This window comes from Aquibacillus halophilus (genome assembly GCF_009649745.1).
In the GTDB taxonomy this organism is placed as follows: domain Bacteria; phylum Bacillota; class Bacilli; order Bacillales; family Amphibacillaceae; genus Aquibacillus; species Aquibacillus halophilus.
Map to the genome: position 1 here is coordinate 375,527 of NZ_WJNG01000002.1, position 14,797 is coordinate 390,323.

Here is a 14,797-nt window from a genome sequence, read left to right on the forward strand (position 1 = left end):
TTGGGGACACAAACCTGCTCCTGTGTCCCTGTAAGAGGTGAATGGAAACAAAAGAACCGTCCCCAGCAATGCAATTCAAAGCATGGAACTTATAGTCATTTGTTCTTAGTGAGTCTCTTTATATTTTTCTTAATGAAAGAAGTGAAAATAAGCATAACCGGTGAAGCATATTTACCTTTTGGAGTAATCATATGAAATTCTCTGTTGCAATCTTCTGCTAGAGGTATTTGAAACAAAAGATTATGCTTAAGTTCCACGTTAACAGTGGTTGAAGAGAGAAAACCAATCCCGTGCCCATGTATTATGGCTTGTTTAATCGCCTCGTTTGTTCCAAGTTCAAATAAATTATTGGGTAAAAATTCAGTTTTACTAAAGTGATCATCGACACATTCTCTAGAATGAGAGCCTCTACTTCTTACAAATAGATTTTCATCTTGTAATTCCATAAGGGAGTGTACATCTTTGTATTTCTCTTTTTGCTCAATTGAACAAAAAGCATGAATACTATCTTGAAATAAAGGCTGGTAGTTAAACTGAGAGTCATCTATATTTTTGGCTACAATGGCAAGATCAATCGTATTATTTTCTAGTTTATCGATAATATTTGTTGTATTCTCTATAATAAGGTGAATTTTAATATTAGGAAATTTCTTTTGGAAATCAATTGCTAAGTTTGTTATTACAAAGTTCCCTATGGTTGTTCCACATCCTACATAGAGTTCACCACTTTCCAAATCATTTAAAGAAAACATTGTTTTCTCGGCTTGATCAGCTAAAGAGGTGATTTGGATGGCATATTTAAGTAAGTGCCTACCTGCATCCGTGAGTTCAACTTTTTTCTTGGTCCGGTAAAATAAAGGCAATTCATAATATTTTTCTAATGCATCAATCTGTCTCGAAACTGCAGGCTGACTCAAAGATAACTCTTCTGCAGCTTTGGTGAAATTTAAATGAGTGGCAACAGCATAAAAGGTCTTTAGTTGATAAAACTCCAATACTATTCACCTCCTAAGGGAAAAATGATAAACTATTTAATAGTCGAAAGAGAAAGGAGGAAATTTCAGGTGAAACCTCAAATCTCGTTAACTTCATATTCAACTGGCTCTGGTTGAGCAAGTAAAGTCAGGTCATTGGACCTTACGCAAGTTTTGCGTAATATACCCGAACCAAATGATAAACAATTACTAGCAGGCATTGGAGAAGATGCGATAGGTTATAGATGGCAAAATGAAACTATGGTACAAACTGTGGATATGATTACGCCAGTTGTCGACGACCCTTATCAATTTGGAGCGATCGCTTGTGCAAATGCATTAAGTGATATATATGCTAAAGGAGCAGATCCATTATTTGCTCTTAATATTATCGGATTTCCTGCAACTACGCTCCCAATACATTACTTAGAAGAAATGATTAGAGGCGGTGTAGATAAGGTACTTGAAGCTGGTGCCTACATCGCAGGTGGACATACCATTGATGATACAAGTCCGAAATATGGTCTTTCTGTTACTGGGAAGATACCAGCTGGTAACAGTTTTATAAGAAAAGATGGTGCTAAGGTAGGAGATGCCATTATTTTGACCAAGCCTCTAGGTATTGGAATCTACACAACAGCAATTGATCAAAAACTTGCTACCAAAGAACAAGCGGAAGTAGTAATTAATCAAATGCTAAAATTAAACAAAAATGCTTCCTTAGCAATGAGACAAGTGGAAACTCACGCCTGCACGGATGTAACAGGTTTTGGTTTAATCGGTCATGTATGTGACGTTGCTGAAAATAGTAATGTAACAGTTGAACTCGACCTTCAACACACTCCATACTTACCTGATTCCTTCTTTCTACTAAAAGAGGGTGCAACTTCTGAAGGGATGGATAACAACCTTTTTTCCTATAGAAGCAGAGTACGAAACATGGTTGAAATTTCAACAGAAGAAGAACAACTCTTATATGACCCGCAAACCTCTGGGGGCTTACTGATTTTTATAGCAGCGCCCCAGGTGGATGAGCTTTTAAAAGAGTTGTCTAACCAGGGAGAGAACGGTTATGTGATTGGTAAGGTACTAGAGAAAAATGAAGTTCCTATTATAACAAAGAATTCCTTTTATTAAAGCAACTGCCTTTGCGGTTGTTTTTTTATTTTATCAAAATATGATGTGTAAAATGCATAAGTAAGATAATAATAATGCATTTCACTTATAAATGAAACGGATTTATACTTAGTTTAGAAAGAAAATTTGATTTAAGGTTGACCGGGATTCATTAACTTGCATGGGTCAATCAATTGTTACTCGCGAAAATTTTTATATTTATTTGCATCACTTTTTCATTGGTCTACTTCAATAGATAACGAATATTATTTGTGCAATAGGTCTCCTCTAATTGTAGCTATGATGAAACACCCAGAAAGTCTTAATTAGGATTGGAACGAGTAGTAAAATGCTCTATTTTAGAAGAAGGTGGATAAAAATGGCTAGTAAAGAAGAGGACTTAATTCAAGACTATGTAGAATCCCCTATGAAACAAACAATGCTTTTCAAACGCACGTTACTAATAGTGAGTATTTCTCAAATCTTTGGTGGGGCTGGGTTAGCAGCTGGTATTACTGTAGGTGCACTTCTTGCGCAAGAAATGATGGGTACCGACGCTTATGCAGGATTACCAGCTGCTTTATTTACTTTAGGCTCTGCAGGAGCAGCCTTAATCGTGGGTAGACTTTCACAACGATATGGACGGCGCACAGGTTTAACAATTGGTTTTTTTGTCGGTGGACTTGGTTCACTGGGTGTTGTAGTTGCAGCGGTGATGAATAATGTTTTCCTTTTGTTCCTATCTCTACTGATTTATGGTGCCGGGACAGCAACAAACTTACAAACACGTTATGCTGGTACTGACTTAGCAAAAAAGAATCAACGTGCCAGGGCCATCAGTGTTGCGATGGTTTCTACGACATTTGGTGCATTTGCAGGTCCCAATTTAGTGGATACAATGGGGAAATTCGCTCTTCAGATTGGGATTCCTAAGCTAGCAGGACCTTTTATATTATCTGGAACTGCATTCATCATAGCGGGTATTGTTATTTTTCTATTGCTCCGTCCAGATCCATTTTTATTAATAAAGGCAATGAAAGCAGGTAATCTCGAAAAGAACCGTGAATTTGATGAAACTTCAGCAGCGACTGATTTACACAAAAATAAGAGGGGCATTACGGTTGGTGCAACAATTATGGTACTCACTCAAATGGTAATGATAGCAATTATGACGATGACACCTATACACATGGGGCATCACGGTCATGGACTAAGTGCTATTGGTCTTGTTATTGGTGTCCATATTGGCTCTATGTATCTCCCATCACTTATTACTGGTATTCTAGTTGACAAGTTTGGTAGGAATTTTATGGCTATTGTTTCTGGGGTTACTCTTCTAGTTGCGGGTGTATTATCTGCAGTTGCACCAGGTGAATCTTTAATTTCTTTAGTTATCGCTCTTGCACTACTAGGGATTGGTTGGAACTTCGGTCTTATAAGTGGGACTACTCAAATAGTTGATTCAACAGAGCCATCCAAACGTGCAAAAACCCAAGGTACAGTCGATGTCTTTATAGCATTAGCAGGAGCCTCCGGTGGTGCAGTGTCCGGTATGGTAGTAGCTAGTTCGAGCTACGCAACATTATCATTAGTTGGTGGACTTTTATCTTTAATACTAATTCCAATAGTGTTTTGGTCACGACACGGAAGATAATCGTGGGGACGGTTCTTTTGCTTCAAAATGAAAAAAAGAACTGTCGACGTGCTTCTTTTTGAATTTAAATATACACTAGCTAGATTGCATAGTATGAAATATTTTAGAGAGAATAAATAGATTAGGAGGCGACACTTATGAAGAAAATAAAAAGCAAGAAAACAAAAAATCCCACCCAAATGGATTTCGTTATGATTCTTTCAATTTAAAAAGTGAGTAGTTGGACAAGGTCCTTGTCCCTTCCTTTTTGGCAGCAAGATCCGTGGGAAAAGTGCTCGTTATCCATAAACTCCTAAAATTAAAGGCATTCATAATACATGTGTTATATATTATGAATGTACGGGATTCGCCCTAAAAAAATAAAGTTAAAACATTACCTTAATTTTTGTAGGTTACTATTTTGATAGTTACAGGATGTGACTGTGTAGAGAAAGAATATATGCTCGTTCACAATCAATTAAGTAATTTAATTTACCTAATCTAGTGTTCCTTGAGATATTCGTTTGTTAATTAGTTCTTTTAATTGACCGGTAATTTCAACCGCACCAGGATTTTCGGGATTTGTAGGATGAAGGAAAAGTATTTCTGTTGTACCTTCAGCTCCAAGTAATACTGACCCCTTTGATTCAGATTTCATATGGCGAATTAAAATCTTTATTTTTGTCTCATTTTGGTCGAACTCCAAATCTTTGTTGAATAGGGGGTTGGCTTCTTTTAATTTGTTAAAAACATAATGAATTTCTTCTTTTTCACGAATTGATGTAGTTTCCCATTTATGATTTTCATTTCGAACCATATAATCGATTTGTAAAGGATTCTGATAAAATGACCAATCAAGATAGGTGACATTGTCTTTCTCAAAAGTAATAGGATTAAAGAAGTAATTTTGAGAGATATAATACCAGCCAGTTCCTAAAGTAACCAAAAGTAGTAAACCAACAATAATCCATTTATTCATAATTACTTCCCCTTTCATATATGTTTTTCTAACGGTGAAAAGATAAGTGAAAAATTGATTCTATTCCTCTCAGCTAATGACTCAAGTATTCCTCTATGAAAATGTACCCAATTTTGAACAATAAAAAACTTTGTTGTAACGGGACAGAGGGACAGGCACCTTGTCCCAATCTATTTGTGAGAAATGAGGGGAGTTGTAATGACTTACTACTTGTTCTTATAATGAATAGCGAGGATGTAAGTAAATTGGTAATCTAATTGGAGCTTAGAACTCCATAACAGTATTAAAGTCCTGGTCAAGGCAAATGGACTTCCAATGAATCATCCATATGATTATTAAAACGATAATTTACCTTACACATCTACAATAGTATAAAACATATTTGTATTTTTCTTAAAGAATTAGTTGTTGTACGAGTGGAATAAAGTAAGCTAATAAGAACTTGTGTGCCAACTAAAAAAGGCTAAGAGACAAAACTTCTCTAAGCCTTTTTTAACTCGAACACCTCTCCAGTGTTCGTTAATATGAAGGTTTAATTCTGATAAACAACGCGGGAGAACCGTCACTAATTGGCCAGTTTCATCGCTACTTTGTTATATTTTTCTTGTAGTAGGTTGAGGCGCTTTGTTTCGGTTGGATCACATGTCTTTAGTGCGCGATCATAAGCGTCTCGGGCAAGTATCCAATCAGATGCCCTTTCGAATCGAATCGCAGCCTCATAGTATTGGTGTAGTCTCTTGCAGTAAATACCACTGCCTGTCCATTTCTCAATCCGATCAAATTCCTTAACTTTATATTGGTAGCTCGTCTCATTCCAGTGGTCTATTTCTTCCGGGTCTTTTAATGACCTAATCACATTTTTCTTAATATATGTTTCTGCTTCCTTGAACTCCTCTAGAATATCTAAACAAGCTATTACTTCTTCATGTAAACCGGCTTCCTTAAAGTGATTAATTGCTTCGGTGTAGTTTTCTTCCTTTTTCGTAATGAATCCAAGACAAATGTTTTTCTTTTTATTTATTTTTTCCGAAGGTTCTAAGCGATTAAAACAATCTAGTGCTTGTTCGTAGAGCTTTTTATCTAATAGACGAATTCCTTCTTTGAACCAATCAACATCCGCACTTTTATCCTCAGTTGGATTTGAAGCTTTAAAAACAGACAAATTATCGTGTACCTGCAACTTGTCATTGATTGTTGGTAACTTCCAAAAAGATGTAGAATCCTCGCCATCAAACACGTAACAATAATGGCTGCCACGAGTTACAGCTACATAGAGTAAGTTGGTTTCGTTTGCTAATACCCTTTGAAATTTTGGGTCAGCTTTGAATTCTTCTTCTTTACCTAGGCTGATTTTTCGAGTGGTCGTGTTCCAAAATTCCATTTCATCTGAATCTGTCGGAAAAAAGTCCCACATTAAAATTCTTTCAAACTCGAGTCCTTTTATTTCAAAAATTGTAAAGATAAGAGGCCGGTGTCCATATTGTTTTTGGAAAATAGATCTAAGCTCATCCTTCTGCTCTTCAGAACGAACTATTATCGCTTGATGAGGACCAAAGTTATGGACTGAATTGATCATCTCATTTGGGGAGAAACCTGAAAAATAAAAGGGCTTTTCACCATAGTGCAGACTTTGAGAAGGCTTTGCTTTAATTTTTTTAGATGTGTACTTTTTTTCTAAGTTATTAATAGACATTGCTAAATCTGTAATTGCACCAACACTACGATAGTTCATTTTTAAATGCTCTAGGGTAGGTGGCTTGTGATTAAAGTGATGAGTAAAAAGATCTTTAATATTTGCCCATCTAAAACCGCTATGGTGAAGAATTTGCTGGTCATCCCCAGTTAGAAATAAATTAGTAGCGTTTTCCCCGGTTAACTCGTATAGCAGACGAATGTGTAGCATTGATAGATCTTGGACTTCATCACAAAAAACATAATCATAAGTAACGTTATTGTACTTAATGGATTCGTACAATAAATCCTGTTCATCTACTTTGAACGATTCTTCTAACATCTTTTGGTAGCGTTCAAACTGAGCGTAAGCTTCCTTTCGATTGCCAACAAAGTTAGGGGCTTGATCATTGGTTAGATCAAGGTATTCCTTTTCAGTTAATGGATAGTCTTTCCCGTGTAAGCCGCCCTTCCATACCCCACGTACTTCCTCCCACATCATAAGGGCTGGAAAATCCTTTTCTAGGTTGTTTTTTCGTGCTAACTTTTTATATTCTAGTAAAAATCGTTCTCTAGTAATAACGTCCTGCACCTTATCCTGCTGTCTTTCACGCATTAGTTCATCAAAAGTCTTGAAGTGAACGTTTTTTATATACATTTCCTCTTCGTCCATCCCCTTGACAAGACGATGGAACATTTGCTTAGCTTCTTTACATAAATCTTTGGTATAGGTAACATATAATTTTGATGTATTTGGGTCCATTTCAAGCAGTTTATGAATTACAATTGTTGTTTTACCACTTCCTGCCGTACCGCTTAGAAGGAATGGAAGGGAAACTTGTGCAAAGCTTCGCTGCTCAGGACTTAAGCTAATTTTCATCTCGTAGAATTCATCTTCATTTAATTCTTTTCGGCGCATGAGCCGAAACAGTGCTTCATCATTTAACTCATAGGATTTTAGTTGGTCTAAATATGTATGAAAGATTTCATTATTGTGTAGCCAAATGGGTTTTGTTTCAGCAACCAGTTCGCTCAAAGAACAAACTTGTTCTTCATCCTGTTCGTATTTGTTCATATCATACTGGTCTTGCATCAGTGATTTGGCTGTTCGGATCACTTTGTCGTGTTCGACTTCAAAGTGAAAAATGAGGAGAGCGGCAAATTCAGTTTCCTTACGATTCTTTACTATTGTAAATAGCATTCTTCTAGCACCGTCTGCTCTAGCTTCATAGATTGTTCGTTTATGGTTAAGTGATTTTAGTTTTTTTACCCTCGTACCATTTTGCCATTCTCCAGTTCGGAGCATATCCATCCGTTCAGAAAGTTGTTCAAGTCTTTTTTCAGACATTAAATAAAGCTCTTCTTTTGCGGTGTCTGAATAGTATATATCATAATTCACACAGTACCATCCCCTCAATATAGGTTTATAGTGCAATCATATCATGAAATAGGTAATTTTTGGATGGAAATCCCCTCAGTAAAAAACGATAATATAATAAGCAAATTTATACAAAAAAGCCATTTTATTTGCTTTTTCCATACCAAATCCAGGTAAGAAGTACTATAATAAGGGACAGAGGGACAGGATCCTTGTCCCAACAATTTTGAGAGCAAGAGGGTATGGTAGTGACCATATCTTAAATGACGAGGAAATTGGCAGTCTTCTAAATAGAGCTAAGGGCGCTGCTGTAACAGTATTAAAGTCGTACTATAAAGGTTCAAAAAGATTGGGATTTTCAGTTCTATTTAATAAAAAGGGTAACGGAAGCAAAAGAACCGTCCCCGTAAACAAAGGGTGTTTTGCATGAGTCTAAACGAGGCAATTGAGCTTGCTAGGGGTAATCGTTATCAGGAGGCTTTTCCGTATTTTGAGAAAGCTTATCAAGGTGAACTAGATTCCTTTAATGAGTGGTCTTGGTATTTTTATAGTAAAACCTTAGGGAAAATAGGGAAGTTGGAGGCTGCACTTAAAGTAAACCACTTTCTTCTTAAGAAAAAACCAGATTTTGCTCCAAATTTAAATCTCTATGGCTGGCATTTACATAAAAGTTCAATCAAGAATGCTGATAACGAAGAAAAACTATTATCTGCCGCAAATTTTATCGTTAAACATACGAAGCAAGAACAGTATTCCCCGTATGAACGTACCGTGATAGAAGTATTAAAGTTCATGAAGGATAAACCGAATACAAACTACAATCAAGTGTTGTATTGGACTGAACAGCTAGATCCTAAGCTATTAAATCAGGAAGTATTTTCGTTTACAACCGATGAAGGGAAGAGGATGGAAATAGCTTCTCCTTTAGAATTTTGGTACCAGCACCGGATTAGGGCACTGTTTGAGACCAAACAATACGAAGGTTGTTCAAGTTTAGTTGATGAAGCAATGTCTGCGATAAAATCCTTTCATTACAGTAACGATATTTGGTTTCGAATTAGACAAGCAGTGTCGATTGGGCAACTTGGGGATGTAGAGGATGCGATTGTAAGGTTGCATGCAATTGGCCGGGAAAAACAATACTGGACAGTTTATCAGGAGCTATTTCATTTATACATACAACAAGAAAAGTTCGAGAAAGCGTTGGAAATGGGCTCGTTTGCTTTATTAGAAAAAAGCGGTGAATTTAAACATAAAATTAAACTTTTAGTACATATGGGTTTTGCGCTTGAAAAGATAGATAAGCCAAAGGAAGCTTTGCTACACTATTGTTTTGTTGTAAAGTTACGGGCAGACAATAACTGGCCAATAATTCCGAAAATTGAGGATCGTATTGCATTACTTCAACAAGAAGAAAGTGCTCCGAATAACATTAAGCGCGAGCTAATTGAATTCTGGAAAGAGATTAAGCTTCAATCCTTACCAAAAGGTACTGGAAAAGTGAAGAGTTTATTACCAAAAGGGAATGCAGGATTTATTGAATCCAACACGGGTGAAGACCTCTTTTTCCAAGTGCGAAATGTAAGGACGCGTAAGATTGATGTCAATAGCAAAGTGAATTTTCATATTATGAACTCCTTTGATCAGAAGAAACAACGGGAATCAAAAGAAGCGATAGAAATCGTGGTTATTTAGCAAACTTATAGATTCGGAGGGAATCCTGAAAGTGTATGAAGCAATCATATTTGACCTAGACCAGACACTGATAGATACATCAGCGCTTAAAAAATGGCGGGATGAACGATCATGGGATGAATGCTATAATCATTTGCAATTGACGAGTATATATCCACATGTTCAATCACTTCTACAATCCTTGATCGTTAAAAAAATAGCAGTTGTGACAAACTCACCACATGTATATGCAAGCAAATTACTTGAATATCATCAGATTCCTTATGATCATCTAGTTGCCTACCAAAAGCATGGTAGGAATAAACCCTATCCTGATCAACTGATGAGTTGCATAGAAGAACTGAAGGTTGAGCCAGCTCAGTGTATGTATATTGGAGATGACCCAAATGATATCGTCGCAGCAAAAATAGCAGGGTTCCATGCTGTTGGTTTTTGTTTTGGCAATCTAGGATTAGCGGAAATGATTTTTCACATGCCTGATGGGATTGTCTCAAATTACCATCAACTTTTCCATTATGTGCAAAAGCAAGATGATGTGTTTTTTCAAGACAAGTTGAAAGGTTTGTATGATCATGCAATGTCAGCCCAACAGGCACGTGATGGAAAAAGATATGTAAAGCTTTTAAAGGACGCTAGCAATCTAGGGCATGGACAAGCTCAATATAAACTTTCGAAATTACTAGAAAAAAATCCTGCCTTAGTAGATCGAGAGAAGGATAGTGATTATTATTTGTGGGAAGCCGCAAAACTAATGGTTGCAGAAGCTATCTATGAAATTGGTTACCGGTATGAAATCGACAACCAAACCGAACTAGCTGAACCTTTCCTTCGAACCTCAGCCAATTTAGGCTTGCCACACGCCCAGTTTTTCTTTGGAAAAACGAAGCTAAAAGCAAACGATTCCTCAGCCAAGGCTAATGTTTCGCATCGATGGATGAAGAAGTCGGTGACATCTGGCTTGGAAAAGGGACAGTCAATGCTAGAGCAAGTAAGCCGTATTGTTGCTTTCGAAGCCGATTTAGATAATCGTCTTTTTTTTGAACGAGGGACATCTATTTATTATTTGGACTCGTATTTACCTGAGCAACGATTTGAAGATTTTTTCTCACAGGAAATTATTAAAATAAAAGACAAGGAAGAGTCAGGAATCTTGTATTTCTTGGAGCAGCTAGAAAGTCTATTATTGAAGGACATTGCTATTTGTTACGTCCCTTCTTCTGATAAGGAAAATCTGGATTCAGGAATTAGAAAAATTGCTCAACGCTTAAGCACCAAACAAGCAATCGATGCGACCAATTGTTTAGTTCGCTACCAATCTAAAGAAAAGAGCTCTCTAGGTGGAGATAGAAGTATTGAAGCCCATATGAATACAATGCTCGTGGAAAACAAGGGGAAAATTGTGGGCAAGCACGTCCTCCTTCTGGATGACATCACGACTTCGGGGAGTGCTCTAATTGCAAGTGAGCAGCTTTTAATGCAAGCTGGCGCCTTACATGTAACCAAGCTTGCATTAGGTAGAACAAAATCATAATGAAAGGAGAGCTTATATGAAGTCGATATGGATTGCACTTACATATATAAAAGGACTTGGACCGAAACGAATTAAAAAGGTGTACATAGAGTTTCCTCATTTAACCTTTGCTGATTTTAAAGGTCCTAATCTAGAAAAAATAAAGAAAATCATCGGTAATAAAAAGGTAAGTGAGACCCTATCTGATATTGAATTAATCGCTCAGTACACCAAAAAAGCAGAAGAGACAATTCGCTTGCATGAAAAAAATGATATTAGTGTTGTAACAATAGCCGATAACAATTATCCTGAACTATTAAAAAAAATCGATGACTCACCAATTGTACTCTACTGTAAGGGGGATGTAGACCTCCTGCAACAATCTAAAAGCATCGCTGTCGTTGGAACTAGACACCCGACCGCGAAGGGTGAGGGAATGGCGAGAAGGATTGCTAAGATTTTTTCCGAAAAAGGGTACGTGATTGTTAGTGGACTAGCGTTAGGAATTGATACAGAAGCACACAAAGGAACACTGGAAGTGAATGGAAAAACAGTTGCAGTTTTGGCTAACGGACTTGATACCATCACACCAAAGGAAAATAAGAAACTAGCAGAAGAGATCGTACAAAAGGGTGGATTGCTAATCTCTGAATATCCAATCAGAACAAAAACTTTTCGAGCAGCCTTTGTACAGAGAGACCGGATTCAAAGTGGACTGTCTATTGCGGTTTGCCCTGTTCAAACGGATATTAAGGGAGGCACACAGCACACGATAAAGTTTGCTAGAAGTCAAAATCGCTTGTTGTTTTGTCCGACACCACTTGAACAGGTGCCAGCAACGAGAGGTATCGAAGCACTTTTAAAGGAAGATGCACTTCCTATACGTAACAGTCATGACATTGTTATTGTCGAAAATTCGATTTCAAAAAGGCTGCAGGAGTTAACAAATTCAGAGGAGATTCCTGTAAAACTAGAACAAACCTCAGTTGTCCAATTAGATTTATTCGATTAAGTGGTAAAGGGTTGGAGCATATGACGAAGCTAGCAGAACAATTTTATGAAAGCTCGGAGGATCTTTATCTCGCAATGGAAAAATGTCTAAAAGAGTACGACATCGACATTATTACTAGAGTTGATCACAATTATCACTTTATATTAGAGGTTGGTTCCGCTAATAACAAAATCGGTCGTTTAAAAATCTATTATAATAAATCTAACAATTGTACGTCTGCACAAATGATTGATCCAGTAAAACCTAATTACTATGATATACTCTCATCATTACTTCCGATAAAAAAGAAAAATGTTATGGAGGAAGATCCCTTTATGGAATATCTTCAACATAACTATCATGCAGTAGTTTCAAAGATTCATGAAACGGATCATTATTGTTGTTATGAGATACGTCGTAACCACAAAGAAGTATGGATCAAAATATTAAAAAGAGAATTGGCATGTCACTATTTAAAAGGCGATTTTGATTTGTTCGATCACATTCAATATATTGTTGAAGATGAATTGAGTCCACATTTGTCGTCGATTACGTGATTAAGGTTAGGCCGGTGATTCTTCTGTTTGGGATTGCCTACCGTATAAGAAACAATATAAATTTGCAGGAGGGACAGAATTGATGTCTTTCCTTTTTTTATTGGTGGACTTGTTCGGGCAACAAACCTGACCTAGTGTTCCTCAATGGAAACGGAAGAACCGTCCCCGGTATTACCATTAACTTTCCTGCATATAAATCATTACATACATATCGGGAAGGGGAGTGGATGTTATTGGGGTAATTTCAGTGATGAACTATAAGGGTGGTGTAGGAAAAACAACGTTATCGGCAAATATTGCAGCTGATATTGCGGATAGGGGGAACAAGGTCTTACTGATTGATTTGGATCCACAAGCTAATCTAACGTTGTCTTTTGTAAGTATTGAGGACTGGAAAAACTTGGATAGGCAAGAAAGGACTATCAAACACTGGTATGATCAATATTTAGATTATGAGCATAACACCTCGTTAAGAGAGTTAGCCATTACGCCTTCAAGGGTAAATGCGAAGATCAAACAAAATGGCAATGGTGGTCGATTGGATATGATCTGTTCTCATTTGGAATTGGTCGAAGTTGACATGGAGCTTTCTAGTAAATTAGGTGGGCATACCGATCGTGCGATTAGAAAAAACTACTTTAATGTATTATCTCGCCTTCGTTTTAAATTAGATGAAATAAAAGGAGAGTATGATGTCGTCCTGATTGATTGTCCTCCAAACTTTAATCTCATAACACAGAACGCCATTGTCGCAAGTGATTGCTATATTGTACCTGCTAAAACGGACTATCTGTCTACCCTGGGAATTAATACATTATTGAAACACGTTGATACCCTTACCAAAAAATATAACCAACACCTTAACGTGAAACAACATCGAGACATTCCACCAATTTCACCTCAAATACTCGGAATAGTCTTTACCATGGTTTCTTACCATGGCGGAGTTCCAATTTCTGCACAAAGAGAATATATTTCACAGATTGAGAGAAGTGGTCTGCCATATTTTAATAACTCCCTGCGAGAGAATAAAACCCTTTTTGCTAGCGCACCTGAAGCAGGAATTCCGGTTGTGATGAATCATGGAAATACTCAACAAGAGCAAATAAGAAGAGAAACCCAAGCTTTGGTGGATGAGGTGTTAGCAGCTATAAAGGAGTGATTAAGGGATATGTCAAAAAGAGAGTCACAGCTTATGTTTCAAATTTTTTCTGAGTTTATTAACGGTTTGAATCATGAACAATATGAGAGCTTAGTTAATGGAAACGCTGTAATTGAGTATAAGAGAACTAATACTATCCCCATTGATGATCGGTTGAAAGACTCCATTCTAAAAAGCGAAAAAATAACTGACGTTGAAAGATATTTCAAGGGTTCTTTAAAGAAAGATATTATTCTATTTTGTGAATCCAATCGAATTAATGTGAAAGGAAGGGATACAAAGAAGGAGATGTTCAAGAAAATAGCCAATCACTTTAATATAGATTATCAAGAATCAAAGGATGTTGAACTAAATGAGGTTATGGAAAAATTTTTACAATTAACGGATGGAGTAGAAGCGAAGCAGTTTCTTACAGCCCATGAGACGCTTAAAACCAAAAAAGAGATCATTCAATTTGCACAATTACTAGATGTTTATGTAAATCCAAGACATAGTAAAGTAGCCATAGTTGATCGAATCATTGAATCAGTTATAGGTTCTCAACTAAGAGCTAAGGTGATAAGGAGTTGAAAAAAACAATCAACTTTGAAGGAGGGCCAGAAACGATGTCTTTCCTTTTTTTTAATTGGTGGAGTTGTTTGGGACAACAAACCTGACCCTTTGTCCATTATATGGAAGCAAAAGAACCGTCCCCGATAATACCCGATAATATTTTCTTGAAATTTTTTGTATGTTTTTGTTGAAAGCGGTTACTTTTTGTAGTATTATATTAAAAGAACTAAATTAAATAAAGGAGTAACTCATCATGAAACAATACATCTTCGTTGTGAATAAACCAAAACAACTTGATTCTAAAGAAATAATAATAGATGCTACAGGTATGTTAGATGCCTTTAATCAAGCAAAAGAACTTAAATTAAAGGAAATGAAGGAATCAAAATCAAAGATTGATCTTAAGTTAAAGGGAACTATATACTCCCATTAGGTTATTTAGGTGTCAAGTACTAGTCTACTAGTGCTTGACACTTTTTTATTCACTGGGACAAGAAACCTGTCCCTCTGTCCCAATGAATATTTTATAGGTTAATTGTCAAAACTTAAGTTGGAGAAAATTTTAGTGACTATTGTTAT

The 14,797-nt window shown here is 36.6% G+C and carries 11 protein-coding genes and 1 pseudogene; 9 read left to right on the forward strand and 3 right to left on the reverse strand.

Features of this window, described 5'->3' with window-relative positions; genetic code table 11:
• Nucleotides 1–95: 95 nt before the first annotated feature.
• Nucleotides 96–995, reverse strand: coding sequence for a LysR family transcriptional regulator (locus GH741_RS03020; RefSeq protein ID WP_153735278.1), 900 nt, complete (start codon nucleotides 993–995; stop codon nucleotides 96–98).
• A 132-nt stretch (nucleotides 996–1,127) separates the two neighbouring features.
• On the opposite strand from GH741_RS03020, the pseudogene selD reads away from it, so the two are divergent.
• A pseudogene (gene selD, locus GH741_RS03025) lies at nucleotides 1,128–2,111 on the forward strand (selenide, water dikinase SelD); the annotation flags it as partial.
• Between the two features lie 358 nt (nucleotides 2,112–2,469).
• Nucleotides 2,470–3,744 carry an MFS transporter gene (locus GH741_RS03030; RefSeq protein WP_153735280.1) on the forward strand — a complete coding sequence of 425 codons (1,275 nt, stop codon included), beginning with the start codon at nucleotides 2,470–2,472 and terminating at the stop codon, nucleotides 3,742–3,744.
• A gap of 475 nt (nucleotides 3,745–4,219) precedes the next feature.
• Here the strand turns inward: GH741_RS03030 and GH741_RS03035 are convergent, their stop codons facing one another.
• Both GH741_RS03035 and GH741_RS03040 read right to left on the reverse strand, forming a co-directional pair.
• The gene (locus GH741_RS03035) at nucleotides 4,220–4,702 is read right to left on the reverse strand and encodes a hypothetical protein (protein WP_153735281.1); all 483 of its coding nucleotides are present in this window, start codon (nucleotides 4,700–4,702) and stop codon (nucleotides 4,220–4,222) included.
• A 565-nt stretch (nucleotides 4,703–5,267) separates the two neighbouring features.
• Nucleotides 5,268–7,772 carry a UvrD-helicase domain-containing protein gene (locus tag GH741_RS03040; RefSeq protein ID WP_153735282.1) on the reverse strand — a complete coding sequence of 835 codons (2,505 nt, stop codon included), beginning with the start codon at nucleotides 7,770–7,772 and terminating at the stop codon, nucleotides 5,268–5,270.
• 405 nt (nucleotides 7,773–8,177) lie between these two features.
• Between GH741_RS03040 and GH741_RS03045 the strand changes: the two genes are divergently transcribed.
• The 7 genes from GH741_RS03045 (at nucleotide 8,178) to GH741_RS03075 (ending at nucleotide 14,651) form a co-directional block, all read left to right on the forward strand.
• A complete protein-coding gene (locus GH741_RS03045) occupies nucleotides 8,178–9,446 on the forward strand; it encodes a tetratricopeptide repeat protein (RefSeq protein ID WP_153735283.1) in 1,269 nt (422 codons plus the stop codon).
• A gap of 31 nt (nucleotides 9,447–9,477) precedes the next feature.
• Nucleotides 9,478–10,977 (forward strand): HAD-IA family hydrolase, encoded by a 1,500-nt coding sequence (locus tag GH741_RS03050; protein ID WP_170287540.1) that lies wholly within the window; start codon nucleotides 9,478–9,480, stop codon nucleotides 10,975–10,977.
• Between the two features lie 16 nt (nucleotides 10,978–10,993).
• Nucleotides 10,994–11,968 carry a DNA-processing protein DprA gene (gene dprA, locus GH741_RS03055; protein WP_153735285.1) on the forward strand — a complete coding sequence of 325 codons (975 nt, stop codon included), beginning with the start codon at nucleotides 10,994–10,996 and terminating at the stop codon, nucleotides 11,966–11,968.
• Nucleotides 11,969–11,988: 20 nt separating this feature from the next.
• Nucleotides 11,989–12,504, forward strand: coding sequence for a hypothetical protein (locus tag GH741_RS03060; protein ID WP_153735286.1), 516 nt, complete (start codon nucleotides 11,989–11,991; stop codon nucleotides 12,502–12,504).
• Nucleotides 12,505–12,751: 247 nt separating this feature from the next.
• Complete coding sequence (locus GH741_RS03065; protein ID WP_153735287.1) at nucleotides 12,752–13,666, forward strand: AAA family ATPase; 915 nt, start codon at nucleotides 12,752–12,754, stop codon at nucleotides 13,664–13,666.
• Between the two features lie 9 nt (nucleotides 13,667–13,675).
• Nucleotides 13,676–14,236 (forward strand): hypothetical protein, encoded by a 561-nt coding sequence (locus tag GH741_RS03070; protein WP_153735288.1) that lies wholly within the window; start codon nucleotides 13,676–13,678, stop codon nucleotides 14,234–14,236.
• Between the two features lie 235 nt (nucleotides 14,237–14,471).
• Nucleotides 14,472–14,651, forward strand: a complete 180-nt coding sequence (locus tag GH741_RS03075) for a hypothetical protein (protein WP_153735289.1) — start codon at nucleotides 14,472–14,474, stop codon at nucleotides 14,649–14,651.
• The last annotated feature ends 146 nt before the right edge of the window (nucleotides 14,652–14,797 follow it).